This is a genomic window from Umezawaea endophytica (genome assembly GCF_025061645.1).
GTDB lineage: Bacteria > Actinomycetota > Actinomycetes > Mycobacteriales > Pseudonocardiaceae > Umezawaea > Umezawaea endophytica.
The window spans coordinates 307,892-332,545 of sequence record NZ_JANYMP010000003.1; the positions used below are offsets into that span (position 1 = coordinate 307,892).

General features: G+C 71.5%; 25 protein-coding genes. 9 read left to right on the top strand and 16 right to left on the bottom strand.

Annotation, left to right across the window (positions count from 1 at the left end; all coding sequences use genetic code 11):
• Positions 1-8: 8 nt before the first annotated feature.
• The gene (locus NZH93_RS08785) at positions 9-404 is read left to right on the top strand and encodes a MarR family winged helix-turn-helix transcriptional regulator (RefSeq protein ID WP_259622463.1); all 396 of its coding nucleotides are present in this window, start codon (positions 9-11) and stop codon (positions 402-404) included.
• 91 nt (positions 405-495) lie between these two features.
• Here NZH93_RS08785 and NZH93_RS08790 read toward each other — a convergent pair whose 3' ends face one another.
• The 11 genes from NZH93_RS08790 to NZH93_RS08840 form a co-directional block, all read right to left on the bottom strand.
• Complete coding sequence (locus tag NZH93_RS08790) at positions 496-1,236, bottom strand: FadR/GntR family transcriptional regulator (protein WP_259622464.1); 741 nt, start codon at positions 1,234-1,236, stop codon at positions 496-498.
• Between the two features lie 125 nt (positions 1,237-1,361).
• The gene (locus NZH93_RS08795) at positions 1,362-2,042 is read right to left on the bottom strand and encodes a type 1 glutamine amidotransferase (protein WP_259622465.1); all 681 of its coding nucleotides are present in this window, start codon (positions 2,040-2,042) and stop codon (positions 1,362-1,364) included.
• Positions 2,035-3,075 (bottom strand): carbon-nitrogen hydrolase family protein, encoded by a 1,041-nt coding sequence (locus NZH93_RS08800; protein WP_259622466.1) that lies wholly within the window; start codon positions 3,073-3,075, stop codon positions 2,035-2,037. The genes NZH93_RS08795 and NZH93_RS08800 overlap by 8 nt, the downstream gene beginning before the upstream one ends.
• 1 nt (position 3,076) lies before the next feature.
• Positions 3,077-4,510, bottom strand: a complete 1,434-nt coding sequence (locus tag NZH93_RS08805) for a glutamine synthetase family protein (RefSeq protein WP_259622467.1) — start codon at positions 4,508-4,510, stop codon at positions 3,077-3,079.
• A 50-nt stretch (positions 4,511-4,560) separates the two neighbouring features.
• Positions 4,561-5,031 (bottom strand): DUF1097 domain-containing protein, encoded by a 471-nt coding sequence (locus tag NZH93_RS08810; protein WP_259622468.1) that lies wholly within the window; start codon positions 5,029-5,031, stop codon positions 4,561-4,563.
• A gap of 217 nt (positions 5,032-5,248) precedes the next feature.
• Complete coding sequence (locus NZH93_RS50570; protein ID WP_259622469.1) at positions 5,249-6,151, bottom strand: pyridoxamine 5'-phosphate oxidase family protein; 903 nt, start codon at positions 6,149-6,151, stop codon at positions 5,249-5,251.
• Between the two features lie 4 nt (positions 6,152-6,155).
• Entirely contained in the window at positions 6,156-6,536 is a 381-nt protein-coding gene (locus NZH93_RS08820) for a DsrE family protein (protein ID WP_259622470.1), read from the bottom strand.
• Between the two features lie 101 nt (positions 6,537-6,637).
• Positions 6,638-7,210 (bottom strand): TetR/AcrR family transcriptional regulator, encoded by a 573-nt coding sequence (locus NZH93_RS08825; RefSeq protein ID WP_259622471.1) that lies wholly within the window; start codon positions 7,208-7,210, stop codon positions 6,638-6,640.
• A gap of 39 nt (positions 7,211-7,249) precedes the next feature.
• Complete coding sequence (locus NZH93_RS08830; protein ID WP_259622472.1) at positions 7,250-7,975, bottom strand: mycothiol-dependent nitroreductase Rv2466c family protein; 726 nt, start codon at positions 7,973-7,975, stop codon at positions 7,250-7,252.
• An 88-nt stretch (positions 7,976-8,063) separates the two neighbouring features.
• Positions 8,064-8,933: a dioxygenase family protein gene (locus tag NZH93_RS08835; RefSeq protein WP_259622473.1), complete on the bottom strand. Its 870-nt coding sequence runs from the start codon at positions 8,931-8,933 to the stop codon at positions 8,064-8,066.
• Between the two features lie 38 nt (positions 8,934-8,971).
• Entirely contained in the window at positions 8,972-9,961 is a 990-nt protein-coding gene (locus NZH93_RS08840) for an amidohydrolase family protein (RefSeq protein WP_259622474.1), read from the bottom strand.
• 139 nt (positions 9,962-10,100) lie between these two features.
• On the opposite strand from NZH93_RS08840, the gene NZH93_RS08845 reads away from it, so the two are divergent.
• Positions 10,101-10,628, top strand: coding sequence for a MarR family winged helix-turn-helix transcriptional regulator (locus tag NZH93_RS08845; RefSeq protein ID WP_259622475.1), 528 nt, complete (start codon positions 10,101-10,103; stop codon positions 10,626-10,628).
• 144 nt (positions 10,629-10,772) lie between these two features.
• Positions 10,773-11,087, top strand: coding sequence for a hypothetical protein (locus NZH93_RS08850; RefSeq protein ID WP_259622476.1), 315 nt, complete (start codon positions 10,773-10,775; stop codon positions 11,085-11,087).
• An 8-nt stretch (positions 11,088-11,095) separates the two neighbouring features.
• Here NZH93_RS08850 and NZH93_RS08855 read toward each other — a convergent pair whose 3' ends face one another.
• Positions 11,096-12,049: a hypothetical protein gene (locus NZH93_RS08855; RefSeq protein ID WP_259622477.1), complete on the bottom strand. Its 954-nt coding sequence runs from the start codon at positions 12,047-12,049 to the stop codon at positions 11,096-11,098.
• Positions 12,050-12,304: 255 nt separating this feature from the next.
• Between NZH93_RS08855 and NZH93_RS08860 the strand changes: the two genes are divergently transcribed.
• The 3 genes from NZH93_RS08860 (at position 12,305) to NZH93_RS08870 (ending at position 14,667) form a co-directional block, all read left to right on the top strand.
• On the top strand, positions 12,305-12,769 hold the full coding sequence (locus NZH93_RS08860; protein WP_259622478.1) for a hypothetical protein: 465 nt from the start codon (positions 12,305-12,307) through the stop codon (positions 12,767-12,769).
• Positions 12,770-12,867: 98 nt separating this feature from the next.
• Positions 12,868-13,434, top strand: a complete 567-nt coding sequence (locus NZH93_RS08865; protein WP_259622479.1) for a TetR/AcrR family transcriptional regulator — start codon at positions 12,868-12,870, stop codon at positions 13,432-13,434.
• A 114-nt stretch (positions 13,435-13,548) separates the two neighbouring features.
• Positions 13,549-14,667, top strand: coding sequence for an alkene reductase (locus NZH93_RS08870; RefSeq protein ID WP_259622480.1), 1,119 nt, complete (start codon positions 13,549-13,551; stop codon positions 14,665-14,667).
• A 15-nt stretch (positions 14,668-14,682) separates the two neighbouring features.
• Here the strand turns inward: NZH93_RS08870 and NZH93_RS08875 are convergent, their stop codons facing one another.
• Genes NZH93_RS08875 through NZH93_RS08885 form a run of 3 tightly spaced genes read right to left on the bottom strand, consistent with a single transcriptional unit; the run spans position 14,683 to position 18,848 of the window.
• Positions 14,683-16,032 carry an NAD(P)/FAD-dependent oxidoreductase gene (locus NZH93_RS08875; protein ID WP_259622481.1) on the bottom strand — a complete coding sequence of 450 codons (1,350 nt, stop codon included), beginning with the start codon at positions 16,030-16,032 and terminating at the stop codon, positions 14,683-14,685.
• 8 nt (positions 16,033-16,040) lie between these two features.
• Complete coding sequence (locus tag NZH93_RS08880; RefSeq protein ID WP_259622482.1) at positions 16,041-17,783, bottom strand: hydroxysqualene dehydroxylase; 1,743 nt, start codon at positions 17,781-17,783, stop codon at positions 16,041-16,043.
• Between the two features lie 3 nt (positions 17,784-17,786).
• Positions 17,787-18,848 (bottom strand): hypothetical protein, encoded by a 1,062-nt coding sequence (locus NZH93_RS08885; protein WP_259622483.1) that lies wholly within the window; start codon positions 18,846-18,848, stop codon positions 17,787-17,789.
• A gap of 80 nt (positions 18,849-18,928) precedes the next feature.
• Between NZH93_RS08885 and NZH93_RS08890 the strand changes: the two genes are divergently transcribed.
• A complete protein-coding gene (locus NZH93_RS08890; protein WP_259622484.1) occupies positions 18,929-19,543 on the top strand; it encodes a TetR/AcrR family transcriptional regulator in 615 nt (204 codons plus the stop codon).
• 82 nt (positions 19,544-19,625) lie between these two features.
• Here the strand turns inward: NZH93_RS08890 and NZH93_RS08895 are convergent, their stop codons facing one another.
• Positions 19,626-22,721, bottom strand: coding sequence for an AfsR/SARP family transcriptional regulator (locus NZH93_RS08895; RefSeq protein WP_259622485.1), 3,096 nt, complete (start codon positions 22,719-22,721; stop codon positions 19,626-19,628).
• An 88-nt stretch (positions 22,722-22,809) separates the two neighbouring features.
• On the opposite strand from NZH93_RS08895, the gene NZH93_RS08900 reads away from it, so the two are divergent.
• Together NZH93_RS08900 and NZH93_RS08905 are read left to right on the top strand one after the other, a co-directional pair.
• Complete coding sequence (locus NZH93_RS08900; RefSeq protein ID WP_259622486.1) at positions 22,810-23,685, top strand: NAD(P)-dependent oxidoreductase; 876 nt, start codon at positions 22,810-22,812, stop codon at positions 23,683-23,685.
• Positions 23,678-24,559 (top strand): NAD(P)-dependent oxidoreductase, encoded by an 882-nt coding sequence (locus NZH93_RS08905; protein ID WP_259622487.1) that lies wholly within the window; start codon positions 23,678-23,680, stop codon positions 24,557-24,559. The genes NZH93_RS08900 and NZH93_RS08905 overlap by 8 nt, the downstream gene beginning before the upstream one ends.
• Positions 24,560-24,654 lie beyond the last annotated feature (95 nt).

Sequence of the window (24,654 nt, forward strand, 5' to 3'; positions counted from 1 at the left end):
ACACGACCGTGCAGGCGATCCAGCGCGCGTACCGGCCGATGCTGGAGCCGCTCGGCCTCACCTACCCGCAGTACGTGGTGATGCTGTCGCTGTGGGAGGCCGACGGCGTGAGCGTCGTGGAGTTGGGCCGTAGCACCCGGCTGGACTCGCCGACGCTGACGCCGCTGCTGAAGCGCCTCCAGGACAAGGGCGTGCTCACCCGCGAGCGGGACGCCTCCGACGAGCGCAGGCTCGTGGTCGCGCTCACCGACGCCGGTCGCGACCTCCAGCGCGCCGCGGCGGACGTCCCCGAGCGGATGGTGTGCGAGGTGGGTCTGTCCGAAGAGGACTTGACGCTGCTGCACCGCTTGTGCGCGGGCATGCGGTCATCGCTGGACCGGAACGGTCAGGCCTCGCGGCCCTGAGCGACCGGGCCCGACGTGCCGCGGACCGAGGAGTCCGTGACGACGGGCCCTTCCTGCCACCCCGGTGGTGTGACACCTGTACCGACCGGCGTCAGCGGGTGGGTCGCGGCTCCTTGACCTGGCCCTCCAGGACCAGCGAGTCGGTCGTGCTCACGAGGTGCGTGAGCATCGCGTCGGCGGCCGCCGCGGCGTCGCCCGCCCGGATCTCGTCGTTGATCCTGCGGTGGTCCTCCAGGGACGCGCCGGGCTGCCCCGTGCGCGTCAGCGACGTCGCGGACGTCCGGTCGAGGGCCTGCCGCATGCTCTCCAGCAGACTGATCAGGATCGGGTTGTGCGAGGCCTTCGCGACGCCCAGGTGGAAGCGCCGGTCGCCCACCAGGCCGGGCTCGCCGGACTCGATCTCCTTCGCCATCTCGTCGAGCGCGGCGTCCAGCTCCGCCAGGTCCTCGGTGGTGGCGTGGAGCGCCGCGAGCCGCGCGCACTGGGTTTCGAGCGCTTGGCGGGTCTCCCAGATCGCGGGGTGGTCGAGGTGGGTCTCGACGAGTTCGGCGGCCAGCAGCCGGATGACGTCCTCGGGGCGCCGCACGAGGTAGATGCCGTCGCCGTGGCGCACCTCGACCTCGCCCCGCGCCCGCAGCGAGGTGATCGCCTCACGGATCGAGGACCGGCCGACCGAGAGCTTGCGCGCGAGTTCCCGCTCCGTCATCAACCGGTCGCCGGGCTGCAACCGGTTGACGTCGATGAACTCCCGCAACCGGTCGGCGACCTGCTCGTAGAGCGGTCGGCGGTCGACGGGACGGATGGGCGCGCTGCCACGCGTCTCCTCGCTCATGACACCCCCACGGCGGCGGAACGACCTCCTCGATCACCAGGTGATCTGGTGGTCTGATCATACTCGCCCGCCGTGGTGCCCGGTGGCGTCCGCCGCCTGAGCGGGAGGGCGCCACCGGGGTTCCGTCAGCCGGTGCCGAAGAAGCGCGCGTACAGGCGACCCGCCGCCTCCGCGGCGTCGGGCAGGTGCGCGGCCGTGTCCGCGAGCAGCGTGGCGCGCTCGCCGCCCACCTCCTCGAGCAGCCGCAGCCGCCGGTCGCTGTCCATCCACCGCACGAGCTGGTCCGACGTGACCTCGGGGTGGAACTGCACCCCGAGGTGCGGCCCCTCGCGGAACGCCTGGACGCACGTTCCGCCCGCCAGGACCGTCGCCGTCGCGGGGGCGGTGATCTCGTCGCCGTGCCACTCGAACCAGGTCCCGCCGAGGACGTCCGCGTACTCCCCGCCGGACGCCTGGACCGGTATCCACCCGCGTTCGACCGTGGCGGCCCTGCGGACGTCACCGCCGAGCAGCCGCGCCAGCAACTGCGCGCCGAAGCAGATCCCGAGCACCGGGGTGCCCAGCGCGATCGACGCCCGCACGAACTCCCGTTCCGCCGCCAGCCACGGGACGCCGTCGTCGTAGGCGGCTTCGCGGCTGCCCAGCACGACGAGGGCGCGGTGCCGCCTCGGGGTCGGCAGGACCCCGGTCGACACGTCGACGACCTCCCACGGGAGACCGTTCGCGGTCAGCCAGGCCCCGAGGTTGCCGGGGCCCGCGTCGACCTGGTGCCGCAGGACGAGCACGACCTCGCGGTGGTCAGCCACGGGTACCTCCCTCGTCGAGGAACGACACCGCTTCGCGGCGGGTGCGGTCCACCGCGACGGAGAAGACGTCCGGCCTGCTGTAGTGGCCCGTCGGGTCGAACGTCAGCCGTTCCCGCCCGACGGCCCGCAGGTCCAGGTCCGCCACGACCAGCCCCTCCTCGCCGACGACGGGCTCCACCACCCACGTCCCGTCGGGTGCCGCGATGCCCGAACCGCCGTCGAACGGCATCTCCGACGAGTTGTCCCGCAGTTCGTCGAGCAGCGGGAAGTCGCTCGGGACGTCGTCGATCGTGAGGATCCCCGCCGCCGAGACGGCGAACACCCTGCCCTCCATCGCGGTGAAGCGGGTGATGTCGCGGCTCACGCCGCTCGCGCCCGGCCAGGTCCCGAAGTGGACCTGCTCACCGTCCGCGTAGAGGGCGTGCCTCGCCTGGGGCATCCAGTTCTCCCAGCAGTTCAGGCCGCCGACCCGCGCCGGGCCGACCACGTGCGTGCGCAGGCCCGCGCCGTCGCCCTGCGCCCACACCAGGCGCTCGTCGTAGGTGGGGACGAGCTTGCGGTGGTGCCCGACGAGGCCTTCTCGTGGGCTGATGGTGAGCAGGGCGCAGTACACCGAGCCGCTCGCCGGACCGCGCCCCCGTTCGGTGATCCCGACGAGCAGCGTCACCCCGAGGTCGCCCGCCAGTCCTTCGAGCTCGCGCCGCTCCGGGCCGTCGACCTCCACGGCGGAGTCGAGGTAGTACGCGTAGCAGTCCTTCTGCGAGTCGTCGTCGAAGTTGGCGCCGTGGGTGCGGGTGAGCCAGAACGGGTAGCCGGACAGGTACGTCTCCGGGAACGCGAGCACCCGCACCCCTTCCGCGGCGGCCAGGTGGACCGCTTCGGTGAGGCGCTCCATGCGTGCTCCGACGTCGAGCCACGGGCCGCCGAGCTGCGCGGCGGCCACCGTGGTGGTCGAGCGAGGGTCCGGGTCGGGGAGGCGGGAGGCGGCCAGGACCCGCAGTCCCGGCCGCCCCGCGCCCTCATCGTTGACCACGTCAGTAGACCTCGAAGTACTCGCGCTGCTCCCAGTCGGTCACCGCGGCGTTGAACCGGGAGACCTCGTGGCGCTTGATCGTCGAGAGGTAGTCGACGAAGGGGTCGCCGAGTTCGGCGCGCAGCACGCTGCTGGCGGCGAACAGCTCGACGGCTTCTTGCAGGCTCGCGGGCAGCGACCGGGCCTCGGTCTGGTACGGCTCGTCGGCCGACGGGCCGGGGTCGAGCTTGTCGCGCAGGCCGTCGCGGCCGCTGATGATCTGCGAGGCGAGGTACAGGTACGGGTTCGCGGCGGGTTCGCCGACCCTGTTCTCCAGGTGGGTGTTGGTGTCGCCCCGACTGCCCGCGACGCGCACGAGTGCGCCGCGGTTCTCCTCCGCCCACGCGACGCGGTCGGGTGCGAACGAGTCTGGCCGGTAGCGCTTGTACCCGTTCACGGTCGGGGTGGTGAGTACGGAACTGGCCCTGGCGTGCTCCAGCAGACCCGCCATCCAGTGCCTGCCCGTGTCGGACAGCAGGTCATCGCCGGTGCCCGCGAACGCGTTGTCCACCTCCGGGCTGCTCAGCGACTGGTGCAGGTGCCAGCCGCTGGAGAAGGCGTTGGGGAAGGCGGGCCGCGACATGAACGTGGCGTGGTAGCCGTTGCGCCTGCACAGTTGCTTGATCGCGCCGCGCAGCAGGATCGCCGAGTCGGCCGCGCGCAGGCCGGGCATCGGGTCGAAGGTGAACTCGGTCTGCCCCGGCCCCCACTCGTCCTCGACGGTGGCCAGCGGCAGGCCCAGCGCGACGACGTTGTCCCGCAGCACGTCCAGGATCCCGGTGATCTCGTCGCCGCGGTTCTCGGTCAGGTACTGGAAGCCGTGGGAGACGGCGCTGACCGAGGGCGGGTCCGGTGGGTAGCCGCACGACTCGAACTGGAGGCGCGGGTCGTCGAGGCGGGTGATGTAGAACTCCAGTTCGATCCCGGCGACGTAGTCCCACCCGTCCCCCGCGAGCTTGGCGAGCTGGGCTTGCAGCACGCCGCGCGTGTCGAACGGGACGACCTCGCCGGAGCGGTAGTGCAGGTTGCAGAGCACCCACCCGGTCTTGTCCAGCCACGGCAGGACGCGGAACGTCGACGGGTCCGGCACCAGGACGCCGTCCGGCAGCCCGGTGAGCCGGGGGTCGCCGAAGCCGTCGGCCGCGAACGGGGGCACCGCGGGGTTGTTCGTCGTGTCGAAGATCAGCGTCGCGGTCTGGAAGTCCTTGCCGTTGCGCAGCACCGACAGGAAGTGGCCGGTTTCGAGCGTCTTGCCGCGCAGGATGCCGTGCTGGTCACCCCAACTGACCCTGACCTGGCGCAGGCCGAGTTCCTCCACCCTGGCCGCGACGCGGTCGGCCTCTTCCTGCTGCTCGGCGCTCCAGAGCTCGTGGCGCTGGATGAACGGTGAACCCATCAACGTCTCCTCATAGGTCAGGTGGTCAGACCAATCTGGGCACAGCGAAATCAGGCTTGAGCGGAGGACCGGCCTGCTCCACGGCGGGCGATCTCCCCCGCCGACCACTCGGACACGACCCCGAGCACGATCCCGATCACGAACGCGATGGCCGTGGAAGCCACGTTCACGTCGTTGCCGAAGAGCGACGCCGCCCCGAGGAACGCCGCCGGGATGAACGACAGCGGCTGCCACCCCGCTTGCGCGCACATCGCGAAGGCGACGACGGCGACCGTGACCGGCAGCGCGCCGACCCACCCTCCCAACGCGCCCGCGCCGAGGACGGCCAGCCAGCCCCACACGACGCCGGACAGCCCCGCGGCGGCCGTCTTGACCACTCCGGTCATCTTGCCGCCCGCCGCGAAGAACGCGGCCCACGACACGACGGCCACCCACGTGGGCAGGCCGACCTGCCCGCTGACCCAGGTCCACGACCCGGCCAGCAGTCCCACGGTGATTCCGGTAGCGATGAGAGCACGCACGTCACATCATCCTCACGTCGTCGCGCTGGGGAGCCGAGATCCACCCGATCGAGAGGGCGGGTCATCTGGTGGTCTGACCAGTTTGGTCAGACCAACTCCGCCGTGTCAAGCGTCTCACCCGGACGGAACGGCGGTGGTGATCGACGTGTTCTTCGAGTTCAGAGCCCTGTTGGGTCGGGCGGGCCGCTGAGCTGACAGCCCGCCCGGCCATCGGTGTTCAGTTGAAGCGCGAGTACACCGGTTCCGACCACCCGGCGGGGAAGGCGCCTTCCGCCCAGACCGACTCCTCGATCGTGAACACCGTCTCCTGCCCGTTCCCCGGTCCGCGAGAGGAGCCCGCGGCGGACCGGCGGACCCGCGCGGTTCCGGTCACCTGCAAGGTCGCCCCGGATTCCCAGTCCGGGAACAGCAGGCCCGCCAAGGGGTTCAGGTCGATGTTGCCCGCGGTCATCATCATCGCGTTGCCCACGTAGTCCGGCCAGCGCAACTCCGTTGACGAGAGGACCTCGACGAAACCGGGGTTGCCGCCGCGGTGCGACACGTCCACGCCTCCCGCCGCCGCCGTCCCGATGAAGAACGTGTCCGCGGTCGACACGAGGACCGACTGGGCCGTGTCCAACTCCGCACCCCTTCGCACCACCGGGTGGGGGTCCGTGGGCCCCTCCCCCATGACTCGGGCCTGGATGTACTTGGGGCAGTTGCCGAACGCCTGGTGCACGTCCACCTCACCGCCCCCGGCCACCGGCCGCCACCGACCGTTGACGCGCAACCTCTTGCGCGCCACCAGGTCGATGACCAAGGTCCCGACGTCCACCTCGTCCCGCAGCACCTCGGCCAACGGGTCCGTGCCCACCACCTGGGCGCCCGCCCGCAGGGTGTGCTCGTCGACGACGGAGAGGAACCCCTCCGGACCGACCAGGGCCGTGGCCCACGGCCGTCCACCGCGGTCCTGGGCGCCCAGGACCAGCAGGCGTTGGCGTGCCACGAAGTCCGTCGCCCCGCGGGGGATGGTGTCGGAGATGATCGGCCGGACCCTCGCCGCCAACGCCGAGGTACCGGCCACCCGTTGCGCTGCCAGCTCGCCGGGGTGGAAGGCGAGCCGGTCGGTGAGGTCGGCCACGACGTCAGAAGGTCAGGACGTGGTAGCCGGACCGCACCAGTTCCCTGATGCTCCCGACACCGGTGGTGCCGGGGGCCAGGTTCTGGCTCACCTGGGTGACGTCCTCGCTCCGCAGGCCCTCGGTCGCGCCGAAGACGGTCGCGCAGCCGCCGGAGGCCACCGTGGCGACCTGCTTCCTCACGGCGGTGTACAGCTCGTGCGCGGGGTGGGCCGGGTCCGCCAGCACTGCGGGCCACCGGGTGCCCGCGCCCTGGAAGACCACCAAGGCCTCACCGCCCTGCGCGAACTCCCACGCGGTGGCCAGGGCGTTGAACACCCGGCCGACGGCCTCGTCGGTCCCGGTGGACGGGTCGGACAGCACCACGACCGCGGTCTTGTCACTCATGAACGTTCTCCTCGCGCTCGGAAACCCAACGAGGCCAACTTTACCGAACGATCGGTAAATATCAAGGTGGCACCGCTCACGACACCCGCCGGGGTCGGGGGCTAGCTCTCCCCCGACCCCGGCATCAGGATGCTCGGCATGAGCGCCACGGTCTCGGCGAAGACGTCCGCCTCCCCCAGCACGCGGGCCAGCACCAGGGACCCCTCGATGCGGAGGAACGCGTCCTTCGCGGCACGCATCGCCTCGTCGCGCGGACGCCCCGCGCGGTGGGACGCCTCGGCCATCACGTCGATCCACGTCTTCGCCAGCGACCGCGCGTGGTCCCGGACCTTCTCCGGCGTCCCGGCCAACGTCATGGTGTCCAGCACGCAGGACAACGCGCCGGCACCGTAGAAGTCACCGAGCCTGCGCGCGGTCTCGCCCATCCCCCTGACGAGGTCCTCGTCGGAGCGCATCGGCTCCAGGATCCACAGGAACCGCTCCCCGACCTTCGCCAGCACCGCGGCCGCCATCGCTTCCTTGCCGTCGGGGAACCGGTGGTAGAGGCTCGCGCGCTGGAGCCCGGAGGCGGCCGAGAGGTCGCCGATCGCGGTCCCGTCGAACCCCTTCTCCCGGAACACCGACACCAGCAGGTCCAGCAGGTCGGCTTCGTCGATGGAAGGTGGTCGCGCCATCCCCCGATGTTACCGAACCTTCGGTCAAATTGGTTCGGGCTACCTCTTCAGCCTGCGGCTCCCGGCGTGCCAGTCCTCGACCTCGCCCGTCTCCCGCGTCGTGACGCCGAACGACGGGAGCTGCGGACGTTCGCGCAGGCTCCGCTTGAGCTCGGCGAAACCGGGGAACCGCGCGAGGCCGATGACGTGGTCCCACAGCTCCGCGGCCTGCTCCTCGTCGGGCAGCCTGCTGATCACCGGCCCGAAGAAGGCGACGCCCTCCGGCGGCTGGAAGTGCACGATCGGCGTGCCGACGTCCTTGCCCGTCAACGACAGCGCCTCGTCCGACTCGGCCTGGATGCCGGCGTCACGGGACGTGTCGTCGAGGGCGTCGGCGAGCGACGTCGGCAGGCCCGCCTCGGCGAGCGCGGCGGCGGCTAGTTCGGGGGTGCCCTGCCAGCCGGGGACCCGCCCCTCGTCGGGTCCGGTCTCGAGGATCCGCGCGCCGAAGGCGGCGTAGAGCGGACCGACCGCCTCACGGCCGTGCTCCTCCCGCACCGCCGACGCCACCCGCAACAGCCGCAGACCCGCCGTGTGCTGCGCCTCGTACTCCGGGGGGAAGTGGCTGTCGTAGTCGAGGTGGGCGTTGATCAGGCGCAGTGAGATGAACCGCCAGTCGACGGCGTAGTCCCGCTGCGCCTGGACGAGCCGGATCCACTTGCTCGTCATCCACGCGAAGGGACAGATCGGGTCGAAGTAGAAGTTGATGTCCGCGCCGCTGCTCATGACCGTGCTCCTCGCTGCTCGGAAGGTCCGCGGCAGCCATGTTTACTGAACGATCGGTAAACAATAAGGTGACTGCCACCACGAGTCTTCACCGTGCGTGCGCCTCGTCGGCCGCCGTGCGCAGGACGAAGTCGTAGGCGAGGGCGCGGTAGGGCCCGTCGAGCCCGTGCCCACGACCGTCCTCGTGCCGGGTGGTCGACTTGACCGCCAGTGCGGGGATGGTGCCCTCGATGGTGCTCGTGACGAGCGGGTCGCCGTCGAAGTAGATCTGGGTGGTCAGCGGCAGGCACCCGTCGGCGGAGATGATCGCGTGGATGTGCAGCGGGCGCATGCCGTGCAGGTGCAGGGCGTCGACCAGGTCGGCCAGCGGGCTGTTCGGGGCCAGGCCGAAGGTCTCGGTGCCGGGCATCACCGTGCGGAACTCGTAGAACCCGTCGGCGTCCGTGACCACCTTCGCCCGGAGGTTGTGGGTGGGGATGCCGGTGGAGTCGTTGGGGATGTCCAGCGGCGCGAAGGCATCGGCGTCCACACCGGAGTAGACGTTGTTCGCGTCCATCTGCCAGATGTCGAGGACCGCGCCGGGCAGCGGGTCGCCCGCGGTGGTGCGCACGGTCCCGGACACGACGAGGGGCTCACCGGGCTCGTCCGGGCGCATGGGCAGCACCGCGGGACTGGGCAGGACAGGCGATCCGGGGGTTCGGGCGGGACCCTCCAGCTCCCAGTAGCTCGCGCCGTCCTTCTCCGGGTGGGCGTACGGGACGCCCGCCGTTCCTTTGAGGACGGTCTTGAAGAACAGGATGCTCGCGTACGGCAGTTGACCGGCGTCGGCGACCCGCTGCAACCACTCGAATACCCCGAGGTACTCGTCCTCGGTGACCTGGTGCTTGAGGATGACGTCGTCGACGGCGCGGCGCAGATCGGCGAACACGACCTGGAGACGGCTCTCGGACTTGATCACGTGCGTTCACTCCTTTGTGGATCGGATGGTGTTCTCGGTCAGCGCCGGATGCCCGCGACGAGCCTTTCCCAGTTCCGGAAGGCGATGCGCTCGCGGTCGGCCTCGCTGATCGGCGCGGTGTCCAGGAAGCGCCGCGCGGATCCGGCGCGCTCCCTGTTGAACGGGTAGTCGGAGGCGTACATGACCCGCTCGGCCCCCACCACCTCCAGCGTCCACCGCAGGTACCTGTGGCTGGAGATGCCGCCGGGGGTGATGAAGAGGTTGGAGCGGAAGTACTCCGCGACCGGGCGCCGCAACCCGGCGATGCCGTCCAGCGCGGCGACGCGGTCGAGGTAGAAGAGCACGACCTCGCCCCAGTGCCCCAGGACGACCGTCAGGTCGGGGAACCGGTCGAAGACGCCGGAGACGATCATCCGGAGGACGGTGAGCCCGGCGTCGTAGTGCCACCCGAACGCCCCGGTGGCCAGCATGCTGTCCACCGGATCGCCGAAACCGCGGTAGTAGGCGTCGGTGACGGTCGGGAACGGGGTGCTGGGGTGCAGGTAGACGGGTGCGCGCAGGTCCTCCGCCGCCTCGTAGACGTCCCAGAACTCGGGCGCGTCCAACGATTTCCCGCCGGAGTTCGCGTTCACCAGCGCCCCGTTGAACCCCAGCTCGGTGACCGCGCGCCGCAGTTCGTCCGCCGCGGCCGACGGCGCCGACGTGGCCAGTGCCGCGAACCCCTGGAACCGCTCGGGGTGGCGGCGCACGGCGGCGGCGACGGCGTCGTTGGTGGGCGCTTGCAGGGACACGGCCTGCGCGGCGTCGAGGTTCTGCAAACCCGGCGTCGTGAGGGACAGCACGGCCGTGTCGATCCCGGCGTCGTCCATGGCAGCGATGCGCAGGTCGTCGAGGTCCAGCAGCGCGGGCGTGATGTCGCTGGCCACGGCCCACTTCATCATCGGCGCGGCCAGCCGCGGGTCGTGCCGCTTCCACGCGTCGACCACGTCGTCGGTGACGAAGTGCTCTTCGAGCCCGAAGAGTTTCACGCGAGACCTCCCACCCCCGGTGACCGCACGACCGGCGCGAGAGCCGCGCCGATCGCCATGCTTGAACTTTCAAATATCACCGTAGCCACGCTGACATGAAAATTCAAGTCATCCCCGAAGGCGCCGCTACACTGCTCGCATGTCCGCTTCAGGGGAGTCCGACGCACCCGAGCCGCGCTGGCTCACCAGTGATCAACTGGCCGCGTGGCGCGGGTTCGTGAAGCTCGCGGGCACACTGCCCGCCGTGCTGGAGTCCCAGCTCCAACAGGACTCGAAGCTCAGCTTCATCGAGTACAACGTGCTGGCGCACCTGTCCGAACAGCCCGAGCGGCGCATCCGGATGAGCGAGCTGGCGGCACTGGCGAGCGCGGAACTCTCCCGCATGTCGCACATGGTCACCCGCCTGGAGAAACGCGGCTTCGCCCGCCGCGAACCCGACCCGCGAAACGGCCGGTACACGCAGGTGATCCTGACCGACGCCGGCTACACCCACTTGGCGGGCACAGCCCCGCGGCACGCCGCCCAGGTGCTCGACGTGTTCATCGACGTCCTCACGCCCGACGAACTGCGGACGCTGCGCCGGATCTCCGACAAGGTGCTCGCCCGCGTCGAGGGCGGGCAGCGGCAAGCCGAGGGTGCCCAACCGGCGGCGGTGCGAACCGCCTGACCACCCGGCTCCTCGACGGCGGCGGGGGCGGGGCGTCAGCCGAGGTCGATCACCGTGGACATCCGACCTGAATGGCGGATGCTGCGCGGAGGACCACGGGGGCACGCTTGACCCGCGAATCGCCACGACGGACGGGGTGAGCGGATGAGCAGGTCTGTCGCCCTGGTGGCCGCCCTGGTGACGCTGACGGTGACCGCGGGCACGTACTACCTGTGCTACCGGCTGATCGCCTGGGGCGTGGCCGGGGACTACCGCGACCTCTGGACCGGTGGCATCTACGCGTTGTTCCTGGGGTACCTGGGTCTGTTCCCGCTCGCCGCGGCGATCGGCGCGACGTACACCGCGGCAACAGGTCGGAAGGTCCCGCAGCCGCGCGAGAACGCCGGCACACCGAGGAGGGCCCGCGCCAACGGGTACGCCGCCGGGATCGACGACGGCGACGGCGACTCGGACGACTGACGTCGGCGCTACCCCGCCCAGGTCTCCGCGGCCATGGCCAGTGCGCCGGGCAGTCCCCCGGACCTGCTGATGATCTCCGCCAACGCGGGCGACACGGCCGGTCTGCCGAGCCGGGTCGCGAGCAACGCCGCCGCGTCGGTCCGGGTCAGTGGGCCGAGGAGCAGGGTGTGCGCGTCGGCCGCGGCGACCAGGCGGCTGAGCCGGTCGCGGCTCGTCACCACCGCCACGCTGCCGGGGGTGCCAGGCAGCAGCGGAAGCACCTGCTCGGTGTCGCGCGCGTCGTCGAGCACCACCAGCACCCGCCTGCCGGCCAGCGCGCTGCGGTAGCACGCCGACAGGGCGGCCAGGCCGTTCGGGACGGTCCTGGCCCCGAGGTCGGCGAGGAAACCGCGGAGCGTCTCGGCCGGGTCCGCCGGTCTCGCGCGGGTGGACCCGTGGAGGTCGGCGAAGAGCTGCCCGTCCGGGAACCGGTCCCGGATCCGGTGCGCCCAGCCGACGGCCAGCGCGGTCTTGCCCACCCCGGCGGCTCCTCGGACCACGACCGCGACGGCAGACCGCCTGCGGACGCTCGACAGCACGGCCAGTTCCCGCAGTTCGGTCGCCCGACCGCAGAGCCGCACCGCGGGCGGTAGCTGGCGCGGTGTCCGGTCCGGCACGGCCCGCGCGTGGCTGAACGCGTACTCCAGCACGGTGTGGCGCGGTTTCCAGAACTCGGACACCCCGGTGGGCACCGACAGGGTGGCGTCGTACTCCTCGGCGTAGGCGCGGAAGCTCTCGACCAGTCCGCGGACCGTGTCCCACGCGGGCGGTCGCCGGATGGTGCCGGTCAGGATCGCGCCGATCTGGCTCTTGCTCAGCCTCACCCGACCCGCCAGCGCCCGCAGGCTCGGCCCGCCCGCCTGCCGCCACATCAGCCGCAGGTCACCGCAAAGCTGGTCGAGGAGTTCACTCTCGGCACCCATCGATCGTCCTCCCCGTGCCACGTCCGCGAGAGCGATCGTCGCAAGCCGGAATGGACGACAACTGGATGCCTGTCCGGAGGTGTCCGGTGACCACGCCGATTCGGCCGCTCCCGACCTGCGCGAACGCGCCCGGTGTCCGGAGGTGTCCACGATCGACGCCCGCGCGGTGCCGCACCGGTCACGGTTGGGCGGTTGACTCCCCCTACCGGAAGGACAACTCCAGTGCGCCACCATGTTCGCAGGGTCGCGGCAATCATGATGACAACGTTGTTCTGCGTCGCGGGCCTCACGCTCACCGTGGGTCAAGCAGGAGCGGCGGCGGCGAAGCCGCTGAAGACCACCTTCGGAACAGTACTGACCAAGGTCGACAGGTCGATGGCCACGGCGGCGCTGCCGGACACCATCTACTGCGGCGGCTACGTCACCAACCCGTACCAGGCGGGCGGCGCGGTGCGCGTCGACATCCACGGCGAGTGCACCGCGGTGGTCGACAACATCTACCTGAGCCCGGCGATCTACTACAGCAACGGCGTCAACGTGGCCGAACGCCCCGCGAACTTCCCGTCCAGAGCGGCGGCCGACCACTTCGCGGTGACCAACTGCCTCGGCATCAACCTGGAGTACTTCGGCTACGGCGTGGCGATCTTCACGAAGGCGGGCTACGCCGGTTCGCCTCTGGTGCTGTCCGGCCAGACACCGAACGTCACGATCTTCTGCTGACCACGTCGCGGTGGCGGGCCGACCCCCGCCACCGCGACCTCGTGCGGCCCGGGCATCCGGTACGTTCGTACTCGGTACACGTGTGCGGAGGTGGAGCAGTGACCGGTTGCCGCGTTTTGACCACCCGTGGCGCTGCTCGCCGCACCGCGCTGCTGGACGCCGCCATCGCCGTCGTCGCGGAGTCCGGTTCCGGCAGCCTGACCCATCGGACCGTCGCCTCGACCGCGAAGGCGTCCCTGGCCTCGGTGAGCTACCACTTCAGCTCGATCGAGGACCTGCGCCGGTCCATGTTCGAGCGGGCGCTGGAGGTCGTCGACGGCCAGCTCACCGAGACCGCGGCGGCAGGGACCCCGAACGACCTGCCGAGGCTGATGGCCGACTACGTGGTCGCCCTGCTCACGCGGCACCGGAGCGCCGCGGCGGCCGTGCAGGAGATGATCGTCGCGGCGACCCACGACGCCGCCCTGCGGTCCACGTTCCACGAGTACCACGAGCGCCTCGCCGACCTGCTGGCGCCGTGCGTCGGCGGACGCGCCGCGGGCCTCGCCGTCGCCGCCTCCGTCCAGGGCCTGATCGTCACGGCCCTCACGTACCCCGGCTCTGACACCGACGGCTTCCACGCCGCCGTTGTCGACCTGATCGACCGCGTCAGCACGCTGCGATAACACCCCGTTCACCGCTCGAGGCCACGACCCGGCGCTTGAAACTGAACATCTGTATCTGATACATCTGTATCGGGTACTGACGTTCCGCGTGCTCCACGAGCGAGGGGTTCTCCCGTGACCAACAGCCTTTTCGACGACTTCGACCTGCGCGGCCTGAAGCTCCCCAACCGCGTCGTGATGGCCCCGATGACACGGGCCCGCGCGCTGGCGGAGGTTCCCGACGACCTCACGGCGCGCTACTACGAGCAGCGGGCGAGTGCGGGCCTGATCGTGACCGAGGGGTCGCCGATCTCCCGTGAGGGCACCGGTTACGTGTTCACGCCGGGCCTCTACACCGAAGACCAGGTGGCCGGGTGGCAGCGCGTCACCGACGCCGTGCGCGGTCGCGACGGCCGCGTCTTCGCCCAGCTCTGGCACGTCGGCCGGGCGTCGCACGTGTCCCTCCAGGCGGACGGGCAGCCGCCGGTCAGCTCCACCTCGAAGGCGTCGGGCGACTCGGCCTTCGCCTACCTGCCCGACGGAACCCCCGGCCGGGTGGACGCGTCGACACCTCGCGCCCTGCGCACCGACGAGGTCCCGCGGGTGGTCTCCGACTTCGCCACCGCGGCCACCAACGCCGACAACGCGGGCTTCCACGGCGTCGAACTGCACGCCGCCACCCAGTACCTGTTCGAGCAGTTCCTCAACTCGCAGGTCAACGACCGGACCGACCGGTACGGCGGGCACACCGTCGCGAACCGGATCCGGTTCACCCTCGACGTCGTCGACGCCGTCGTGGAACGGGTCGGCGCCGACCGCGTCGGGGTCCGGCTGTCACCGTTCAGCACCGTCGGCGGCATGCCCGCCGACGACCGGACCGAGGAGACCTACCTGGCCCTGGCCGACGAACTCTCGGCCCGCCGCGTCGCCTACGTCCACGTCCACGACACGTCCGGCTTCGGAGCCGACGCCAACTCGATCGGAGCCCGGTTGCGGGCACTCCTGCCGCACCTGCGCGGGGACGGCACCGCGATCATCCTGGCTGGCGGGCTGACGCGGCGGAGCGCGACCGACCTGATCGACAGCGGCCTGATCGACCTCGCGGCGTTCGGCCGTCCGTACATCAGCAACCCCGACCTCGTCGAACGCTTCCGCGACGACATCCCACTGGCCCCGGCGAACCCGGCGCACTTCTTCGGCGGCGACGCCGTCGGCTACGTCGACCACCCCGCGGCCACGAACCTGAGCGCCTGACACAGGGTGCGATGGTCAGCAGGAAGCCCGCACGGGCGGTGTCGGGGGTAGCGGGTGGCGGCGGACCGCTCGGCGTTCCAGCGCCTCGGTCACCATCGTGCGGGCCTGCCGGGAGAACGCCCTGAGCACGTCCTGACGGCCCTCCGCCCCACGGGCCAGCGCGCCTGCCGCGAGGGAGAGGCCGCGGACCGGGCCCGCCAGCGCGCCGGGGCGGAGGGTGCGGCTGTAGACGTCCAGCAGGCGCGTGGTCAGGCCGTCGCGGGCGCGGGCCTTGCGGAACAGCTCCAACTCCAGCGGCGTCATCGGCTCGCCCGCCGCGAGGCCGTTCGTCCACTGGTAGACCTCGAGGCAGTCCCGCTCCCGCCCGCGCTCCCACTCCAGCAGCGCCGCGTCCAGACCACCCGTGTCCAGCACCGGAGCCGCCGCCTCGCCGAGCAGCCTGCCATAGCGGAGCGCGTCCCGGATCCCCTGCGCCGTAACGGGGTCCTTGAAGTGCCCGGCGTCACCCGGCAGGGCCCAGCCGGGGCCGGACGAGCGCCGGAAGTACGACTCGATGCCCGTCGCCGAGCGGATCCCGCCGACCAGTTCACCGCCGCGAAGCCGTTCGGCCAAGCCGGGCATCGCCTTGATCGTCCGCAGGTACTCCGCGACCGTGTCGCCCTTGAAGTCCGACGCGCGGGACTCCGGCGGCTGCAACAGGCACAGCACCAGGTCGCCGTCGCACGGGAACGCCGTCCCCAGCTCGGCGTCGGTGCGCCACTGGACCGCGACGTCGCGCCAGTCCGGCCGCGACTCCGTCCAGTAGCCGAAGAAGCACGCGCGCCCGCTCGGCTTGCGCCGGTAGGGCTCCTGCACGCCCAGCAGCCTGGCCACCGTGCTGCGCCGACCGTCCGCGCCGACGACGAGCCGGGCCCGCAGCTCCTGCGACGTCCCGTCGCGATCGGCGTACCGCACGCCGACGACGCGCCCGGACTCGACGATCAGCCCGGTGACCTTGCTGCCTTCGCGCACGTCGGCGCCGGACTCCCGCGCGGTCGCCACCAGAGCGGCGTCCAACCCGCCGCGGCGGACGCACAGGCCGAAGTCGACGCCGTCCACGGTGGAGTAACGACCGCGGACGGTCACCCCGTCGCTGGTGGCCATCCCGATCGGGAGCCGGGGCGCGCCGACGGCTTCGACGCGCTCCAGCGCTCCGATCCGGCGCAGTTCGGCGACCCCGCCCGGCCACAGCAGGTGCGTGGAGATCGTGTCGGACGGGAAGCGCGCCCGGTCGAGCACGACGACGCGCCGCCCGGCGCGGGTCAGCGCGATGGCTGTCGCCGACCCGGCCGGGCGTGCGCCGACGATGATGACGTCGGTGTCCACGAATCCCCTCATCCGGGGAGGTCGAGGACGTTGGGCAGGCCGACCGCGTACCGCGCGGCGTCGACCGCCTTGGCGGGCACCAGTTCCGGCGGCTGGTGGAGCGTCCGGATCCGGACCCTGCCCGACGTCGAGCTCGCCGCGTCGAGCAGCGCGTTCACCGCCTGCCGCCCCGATTCGTTCGCGCCCTCCATGGTCGCCAGGTTGAGGTCGGTCCGCACGTAGTCACCGGCCATGAACAGGTTGGGGATGGACGTGGCCGACTCCGGGCGGTTCCGGTAGCTGCCGACGGTGTTGATGAACAGCGGCGTGTCGTTGACCAGGCCGCTGCCGGTCTCCCGGATCGCGGGGTCCAGGAACTGCGTGTACCGGATGCCGTCGGGAAGGAGGTCGCGCCCGGTGTCGTTGAGCGACGCCCGCACCTGCGCCCAGCACTCGGCGTAGACCTGCTCGATGGTGCACTCCCTGGCCGGCTTCCCGTACAGGATTCCGGGAGTGTCCCAATCAGACACGTCGAGCGACAGGATGTCGCGGGTGACGCCGTCGCCGTACTGCGCCGGGATGTTTCGGTCCCACAACGTGCTGTCGAGCACGGACGTGATCTCCCACGGCGTGTCGAGGAACAACTGCGTGCCCGCCTGGATCGACGGCGTTTCGCGCAGGTAGAACTGCACGCCGCTCATCCAGTCGGTCTGGAGCTTGCCGATGCCGCGCAGTTCCGGTGCCCGTGCCAGGACGTCCGCCGACAGCAGCCCCTGCGCCCGCTCGACCGGGACGGCGCAGATGAACCAGTCCGCCGTGACCTGGCTCGCGGACCCACTCGCGTCGGTGACGGTCGCCGACGCGATCCGGCCGCCGGAGAGCCCGAGGGAGCGGACGGTCTGCCCGATCCGGAACCGCACGCCCTTCCCGGTCAGGTAGGCGGCCCACGGGTCGATCCAGGTCTCCGACGTCGGCCCGTTGAGCATCCTGGCGGGCGACTGGCCGTCGGTGCCGCGACCGAGGAAGGAGAACACGAACGCTTCGAGCATCGAGCCGACCGTGCGGGTGTTCGCCACCCTCTCCTTGAGCGCCACCAGCCCGCGGGTCATGAAGCGCACCAGCGCGACCTGGTACTCCGTCGAACGGTTCTCCGCCCGCATGAAGTCCCAGAACGACACGTTCTCCCACTGGCCCGCCCGCCGGGCGTCGCTGCTGGTCATGAACACCAGCAGCCGGTCGACGAACAGCAGGACCTCCGTGACCGGCAGCGCGGCGAGCTGCTGGACCAGGCCGATGAGGCTGTCGCGCAGCGAAGCCGGGTCCAGCGGGCGGGCGATCGGGTTGGTCGGGATCGCCAGCTCGATGTCGGCCCGCCCGGTGCGGGAGACGAGCGCGCCGTTGAGCGAGACCAGGTTGTCGCTCACCGAGTTCCCGTTGCCGGGCAACGGAATCCGGGACATGGTGTCCGGCACGTTGTGGTAGAAGCCGGGGAAGAACCGGAACCCGTGCTCGCCGGGCAGGTCGGCCCGGCCCAGCGTGCCCGTGCCGGGCTTGGCGACGCTGCGTGCCTTCCCACCCAGCGCCGTGCTTTCGTACACCGTGACGTCGAAGCCGCGTTCGACGAGTTCGTGGGCCGCGGCCAGCCCGGCCATGCCGCCGCCGAGCACGGCCACCCGCTGCCCGGCCGCCGCCGCGTTCGCCGTGCCGCCGAGCGCCACCGCGGCACCGGTCAACGCCGTGCCGCGCAACAACGTCCGCCTGCTGAGGTTCACCGCTCACCCCCCGAGCCGCGGCGGGAGCGTGCGGATGTGCTCGATCAGCCCGATCGACCCCGGCACCGTCTCGCCGACGGACTCGGGCAGCGCCAGCAACCCGACGTCGAGGACGAACGGCTCGGTCACGTGGAACGTGTGGTTCAAACCGGGCAGTGGCGTCGGATCGAGGCCGCCGGGGACGAACCTCCGCGCCGCGCCGTCGGGGCACGAGGCGTTCTCGTACGCCGGGTAGGAGAACGTCCCGGCGACCTGCCAGTCGTAGAGGCGCATCGTGGCCATGCACCCGACGACGCCGTCGTCGTCGGCGTGCGCGATGACGCCCTGCCAGACGCCGTTGCCCTTCACCACACCGCCCAGCACCGTCGCACTGCCGTCGGGTTCGTGCGAGACGCCCCACTCCCAGCCGGAGTAGCGCTGGTCCAGGACGTTGAAGCTGCCCCAGTTGTGGTCGTGGTACCCGCGCCAGCCCGCCAGGTCCGTGGTCCGCCCGTCCGGCGTGCGGATGTGGCCGGTGGGGTGGCTGGTCGCGACCGGCGACGTCCAGTACATCTCCTGGCCGCCGTCGTAGCGGATGGGGCCGCCGGTGACGCCGGGCGTGGGCCGGGAGAGCCACGCGTCGATGTCGTAACCGTTGGCGTGGAAGACGAAGTGGTACTCGCCGCGGGCGCGGTCGTAGGTGATGCCGCCCGCGCTGTTGACCGCGGACGGGGTCGTGGTGCTCGCGATGGTCGGCGTCGCGACCACCGGCAGCACCAGCTTCTGGCCGTTGTCGGGGTAGTAGAACATCGTCGTCACCGGCAGGGGCGCGGTGAAGAACAGCGCGATGAACGTGCGGGCGGTGCCCGGCTCCATCAGGTGGACGTACCACCACTCGGTGGCCGAGCCGGGGTGCGCGACGTCGTCGAGCAGGGGTTGGGGAAGGTGGCCGGGCACCCAGGTGGTGTCCGAGCCGGTGATGTCGGTCGGTGGGGGGACGAGGTCCGCCTGGGCGGACGTCCAGGTGCTCAAACTCAGGGCAACGGCCGCGATCAGTGCAGCCACGGCTTTGTGACGCGATCTCATCCGAGCCTCCTCTGGGAGTTCATAGACACCGTGTCGACATACTGTCCATGAGTCAATACGGCACCTGTACCATTCGCTTCATGCCGTCCGTGACGAGACCGAGCCGGAATCGGCCCAAGCGCGAGGAGATCGTGCGCAGGCTCGTCGAAGCGGTGGAGAACGAGCTGGGCGCGGGCACGTCGTACACAGAACTGTCGGTGCTGCGCATCGCCGAGCAGGCCCAGATCGCGCGCTCGACGTTCTACCTGCACTTCCCCGACAAGAGCCGACTGCTGATCGCGGTGGCGGAAGAGGCGCTCCAGGGCCTGTTCGACGCGGCGGCGCAGTGGTGGGCGGCGGACCACTCGGACGGCCAGGCGGGCGTCGAGCAGGCCATGACGTCGATGCTGCGGGTCTACCGCGCCCACCCGCGGGTGCTCCGCGCGCTGGCGGAGGTCTCGTACTACGACGACGAGGTCTCGGCGTACTGGCTCGGCAAGCTCGGCGCGTTCGTGGCGACCGAGCAGCAGCGCCTGGAGCAGGAGCAGCGCGCGGGCACCGTCAGCGCGGAGATGGACTGCGCGAACACGGCCCGACTGCTGGCGAGCATGGTGGAGCGCACGATCTCGCTGCACTGCGCGGCCACGGGTCCGGAGGCGGATCCGCCGATGGCGAAGGCGCTGGCCCGCTCGATCTGGCTCACGGTCTACGGCTGAGGGCCTGTCAGGCCTGGAACACCGGGCGGGCCAGGCTATGCCGCGGCGGGTTGGCCCAGCACGCTCGCGGGGTGCGTCCCGATCACCCCACCGCCATCACCTCCTCGGCTCCCTCCAGCCCGTGCCCGAACTCCACCCGGAACACCTCGGCCCCCAGCGCCAGCTCCACCGCCGCGCTGATGCGATCGACGTCCCCTCGTTCCCCGCGGGGCAACGGCCTGCCACGGGCCTCCGCCGCCGCACCCAGCAACCTGGCCGCCCGCAGGTGGTCGCCCGCCAGCGCGTACGCCCCGGCCAACCCCTCCATCGACAGCGCCACCGCCCGCGGATCCCCGGTCGCCTTCGCCGCCCGGTGCCCCTCCGCCTGCCGGGCCAGCGCCAACTCCGCCTCCCCCCGCTGCTCCGCCACGAACCCGAGTTCGGCCATGATCAGCGCCACGCCCAGGTCGCCGTCGACCTCCCGACACCACCGCAACCACGCCGTCAGGTGCTCCTCTGCCTCGTCGAGCCTGCCCTGCCGTCGAGCGCCAAGACCCAGTCCGACCTCGGCGAACTGCGCTCCCCGCAGGTGTGACTGGGCCGAGGCCAGCCGCAGCGCCTGCCGGTGCAGCCCCTCGGCCCGCTCGTAGTCGCCCCGCAGCAGCGCGATCCGGCCCAGCCCCGAGAGTTCGTAGGACATCTCGATCCCCAGCCCCAGTTCCTCCGCGCCGCGCAACGCTTCCAGGTGCAGCCGTTCCGCCTCGCCGTAGTCGCCGTCGATCTCCGCCAGCGAGCTGAGCACGTCCGCCGCCTTCACCTGCCCCCACCGGTCACCGAGCGAGCGGAACACCTCCGCGCTCCGCTCCCCGTGCTGTCGCGCGTCCCCGAGCGAGCCCCGAGGCCGGGCCTGGGCGGCGAGGGTGCTCAACACGGCCGCTTCTCCCCAGCGGTCGCCGACGGCCGTGACGCCGACCAGCGCCCGACCCGCCAGGTCCGCCAGCGCGTCCAGGTCGCCCGACCCGATCAGCACGTGGCTGAGGAACCACTGGGCGCGCGCCAGCCCTGCCGGGTCGTCGACGCCCTCGAACCCGGCCAACGCTTTCTCGGCCCGCTCGGCCAGGCCACCGCCTTCGCCGATCAGCGCCTCGAACCCGGCCAGCCATGCCGTCGCCCGAGCCCGCTGCCGCTCGTCGCCCCCGACGACGGACAACGCCGTGGTCAACGACCGCTGCCCTTCGCGCAGCCTGCCGCGCAGGAACCAGTACCACGCCTGGGCATTGACCAGCCGCAGCGCGGCGTCCGCGGCACCGTCGCGCACGGCGTGGTCCAGCGCGCTCCGCAGGTTCGGCCCCTCCGCCGTCAACCGGCTCAGCCACGTCCGCTGCTCGCCGCCGCGCAACCGGCCGTCGGCCCGTTCCGCGAGGTCCGTGTAGTAGTCGAGGTGCGCGCGCCGCGACGCGTCGAGTTCCCCGCTCTCGCGCAGCCGTTCGAGGCAGTACGCGGTCACGGACTCGAGCAGCCGGTAGCGGGGACCGGGCAGCACGACCACCAGCGACCGGCCCACCAGCCGGACCACCTGGTCGACCACGTCCTCGCCCCCGCACACCCGCTCCGCGGCCTCCAGCGAGCAACTCTCGGCGTGCACGGCCAGCCCGCTCAACACCGCGCGCTCGGCCTCCGACAGCAACTCCCAGCTCCAGTCGATCACCGCGCGGAGCGTGCGCTGCCGGGCGGGCGCGTCGCGGTGCCCGGTCGCGAGCAGCCGGAACCGGTCATCGAGCCGGTCCAGCAGTTCGTGCACGCCCAGCGCGCGCACCCTGGTGGCAGCCATCTCCAGCGCCAGCGGAATCCCGTCCAGGCGGCGGCAGATCGCGGCGACCGCCTCCACGTTGTCGAACGTCAGCCTGAACCCCGGCGCCGCGGCGGCGGCCCGCGCGACGAACAACTGGACGGCGCTGAACTCCGGCGGGTGCTCGGTCTCGTCGGGCACCTCCAGCGGTGGCACGGGCCAGAGCAGTTCGCCCGCGAGTTCCAGCGGTTCCTGGCTGGTGGCGAGCACGCGCACGCCCGGCGCGGCCGCCAACAGCCGGGCGACGAACCTCGCGACCGAGCCGACCTGCCGCTCGCAGTTGTCCAGCACGAGCAGCATCTGCTTGCTCCGCAACGCCTCCACGGTCGTGCCGGTGTCCTCCCGAAGACCCAGCTCGGCCGCGACGACCTCGTCGACCGGAGCGTCGACCGGGCCCGCGAACTCGACCAGCCAGGTGCCGTCGCGCGCGGCGGTGCGCCGTGCCGTCTCCACCGCCAGCCGCGTCTTGCCGACCCCGCCGGGGCCGGTGAGCGTGACCAGCCGGTGCTTTCCGACGAGGTCGGCCACCTCGGCGACGGCCTCGTCCCGGCCGATCAGGTCGCTCACCGGGGCGGGCAGGTTGGACGACGGCCGGGCGGGCGCGGCTTCAAGGTTCTGCTCCAGGATCGCCTGGTGCACGGCCGCCAGCTCCGGGCCGGGTGCCACGCCCAGCTCGTCGGCCAGCCGCTCCCGCAGCGCGCGGAAACCCGCGAGCGCTTCGGTCTGCCTACCGGACCGGTAGAGCGCCCGCATCCGGGCGGCGTGCAACCGCTCACGCAACGGGTGCCGTTCGGTCAGGTCGGTCAGCTCGCCGATCACCGCGGCGTGCTCGCCCAGGTCGATCCGCGCCTCGACGTGACCCTCCAGTGCGCCGAGGCGTTCCTCCTCCCACTGCGCGACGACCGCCGTCGCGAACGGTTCGTCCGCGAAGTCCGCCAACGCGGGCCCGCGCCACAACGCGAGCGCTTCCGACCACAGCGCCACCCGCCGTCGAGGGTCGTCGACAGCCGCGGCCCGCGCCGCCAAGGCCCGGAACCGCGTCACGTCGACCTCATCCGGCTCGACCCGCAGCAGGTACCCCGGCGCCTGCCGGACCACGAGCCGCCGCGCGCCCGGCTCCCCGTCCTCCAACATCCTCCGGAGCTGCGAGACCTTGGTCTGCACCGAGTTCGACGGCGAGGCGGGCGGACGGTCGCCCCACAGGTCGTGGACGAGCCGGTCCACCGACACCGGCCTGCCCGCCTCGATCAGCAGGACGGCGAGCAGCGCGCGCACCTTGACCTCGGACACCCGCACCGGGTGCCCATCGGTGGTCCACGCGGCCAGCGGCCCCAGCACTCCGAATCGCACAGGGCGACGGTATCGGCGGCCACCGACAAAAACGGAACCGTGCGAAAACCACCAGAACCCCGTGCGAACCCCACCCCAGACTCGCCCCATGACCGAACAACTCCCCCCGACGACAGTGCTGGGCCTGGGCTCGATGGGCTCGGCGCTGGCCGAAGCCCTGATCACCGCAGGCCACCCGACCACCGTGTGGAACCGCTCCGCGACCAGGCCGGAACCGCGTGGCTCCACGCGTGCCGCCACGGTGCCGGACGCGGTGGCCGCCACCGACCTCGTGCTCATCTGCCTGCTGGACCACGGCTCCGTGCGCGACGTGCTGGGCACGGCAGGCCCGCTGAACGGCAAGACCATCGTCAACCTGACGAGCTGCACCCCGGCGCAGGCCCGCGACCTGGCCGCGTGGGCGACCGAACGCGGCGCCGCCTACCTCGACGGCGGGATCATGGCCGTACCCCCCATGATCGCGACCCCGGCGGCGTTCATCCTCTACAGCGGGTCGCAGGCGGCGTTCGACCAGGCAAGACCCGTGCTGGACCGCTTCGGCGAGAGCCACTACCTCGGCACCGATCCGGGGTCGGCGGCCCTGTACGACCTGTCGCTGCTCAGCGGCATGTACGGGCTGCTCGCGGGCATCCTGCACGCCTACGCGGTGGTCGGCTCGGAGGGCGTCGCGGCGGTGTCCTTCGCGCCGCTGCTGACCCGCTGGCTCACCACCATGGTCGGCTTCGCGGCGTCAGCCGCCGAGCAGATCGACCGCGGCGACTACTCGGTCGGTGTCGTTTCGAACCTGGCCATGCAGTCCGCGGGCTTCCCCGAACTGCTGGAACTGGCCGAGCACAGCGGAATCAGCCCCGAACTGATCGCACCCCTCGGCCCGCTGATGGCCCGCAGGGTCGCCGACGGGCACGGCCACGAAGACCTCACCGGCGTGATCGAACTGCTCAAGAAAGGCGCTGACCATGAATGACGCCCAAGGCGTGACCGTCATCGGCCTCGGCCCCATGGGACAAGCGATGGTCCGCACCTTCCTCGCCAACGACCGTCCCACGACCGTGTGGAACCGAACCCCGGCACGCGCCGCTCCCCTGGTCGCCGAGGGCGCGGTCCAGCCTGCGACGCTGGCGGAGGCACTGCACGCCAACGACCTGGTGATCCTCAGTCTCACCGACTACCAGGCCATGTACGACCTGCTCGACCCCGTCGGCGACGCGTTGGCGGGCAAGGTGGTCGTCAACCTCAGCTCCGACACCCCCCGCCGCAGCCGCGAGGCCGCCACCTGGCTGGCCGATCGCAAGGCCACCCTGCTGGTCGGCGGAATCATGGTGCCCGCACCACTGGTCGGCACAGACGCCGCGTACGTCTTCTACAGCGGCCCACGACCAACGTTCGACGTACACGAGCCAACCCTGCGCCTGATCGGCAAACCCGACTACCGCGGCGAGGACCACGCCTTGGCGCAGGTGTTCTACCAGGCGCAGTTGGACATCTTCCTGACCTCCCTCTCCGCCTACCTGCACGCCACCGCCCTGCTGAAATCGGCAGGGGTACCCGCCACCACCTTCCGCCCCTACGCAGCCGCCTTGTTCAACGACATGGCCTCCTACCTCGATCAGGCAGCCGAATCCGTGGACCAAGCCCACCACCCCGGCGACCTGGCCACCGTCCTCATGATGGGCGCCACAGCCGACCACGTGGCCACCGCCAGCAAGGACGCAGGCATCGACACCGCCCTACCCAACGCAGTGAAGTCCCACTACGACAACGCAATCGCCGCAGGCCACAGCACCAACTCCTGGACCAGCCTCTACGAGGTAATCAGCACCCCACCCTTCTCCCCTTAACCAACCTGCACCCACCAACCCGCCACAACCAACCAGCCCCACCAACCCCGCCCTCGTCAAGCCCTCACCCCACACCCCCGTCCCACCGACACGCT

Bases quoted from the DNA above. Each gene is read 5' to 3' on its own strand.
- NZH93_RS08790 (WP_259622464.1), bottom strand. From the start codon at position 1,236: ATGAGCGAGGAGACGCGTGGCAGCGCGCCCATCCGTCCCGTCGACCGC.
- NZH93_RS08805 (WP_259622467.1), bottom strand. From the start codon at position 4,510: ATGGGTTCACCGTTCATCCAGCGCCACGAGCTCTGGAGCGCCGAGCAG.
- NZH93_RS08820 (WP_259622470.1), bottom strand. From the start codon at position 6,536: ATGAGTGACAAGACCGCGGTCGTGGTGCTGTCCGACCCGTCCACCGGG.
- NZH93_RS08825 (WP_259622471.1), bottom strand. From the start codon at position 7,210: ATGGCGCGACCACCTTCCATCGACGAAGCCGACCTGCTGGACCTGCTG.
- NZH93_RS08830 (WP_259622472.1), bottom strand. From the start codon at position 7,975: ATGAGCAGCGGCGCGGACATCAACTTCTACTTCGACCCGATCTGTCCC.
- NZH93_RS08845 (WP_259622475.1), top strand. From the start codon at position 10,101: ATGTCCGCTTCAGGGGAGTCCGACGCACCCGAGCCGCGCTGGCTCACC.
- NZH93_RS08850 (WP_259622476.1), top strand. From the start codon at position 10,773: ATGAGCAGGTCTGTCGCCCTGGTGGCCGCCCTGGTGACGCTGACGGTG.
- NZH93_RS08855 (WP_259622477.1), bottom strand. From the start codon at position 12,049: ATGGGTGCCGAGAGTGAACTCCTCGACCAGCTTTGCGGTGACCTGCGG.
- NZH93_RS08860 (WP_259622478.1), top strand. From the start codon at position 12,305: ATGATGACAACGTTGTTCTGCGTCGCGGGCCTCACGCTCACCGTGGGT.
- NZH93_RS08885 (WP_259622483.1), bottom strand. From the start codon at position 18,848: ATGAGATCGCGTCACAAAGCCGTGGCTGCACTGATCGCGGCCGTTGCC.
- NZH93_RS08890 (WP_259622484.1), top strand. From the start codon at position 18,929: ATGCCGTCCGTGACGAGACCGAGCCGGAATCGGCCCAAGCGCGAGGAG.
- NZH93_RS08900 (WP_259622486.1), top strand. From the start codon at position 22,810: ATGACCGAACAACTCCCCCCGACGACAGTGCTGGGCCTGGGCTCGATG.
- NZH93_RS08905 (WP_259622487.1), top strand. From the start codon at position 23,678: ATGAATGACGCCCAAGGCGTGACCGTCATCGGCCTCGGCCCCATGGGA.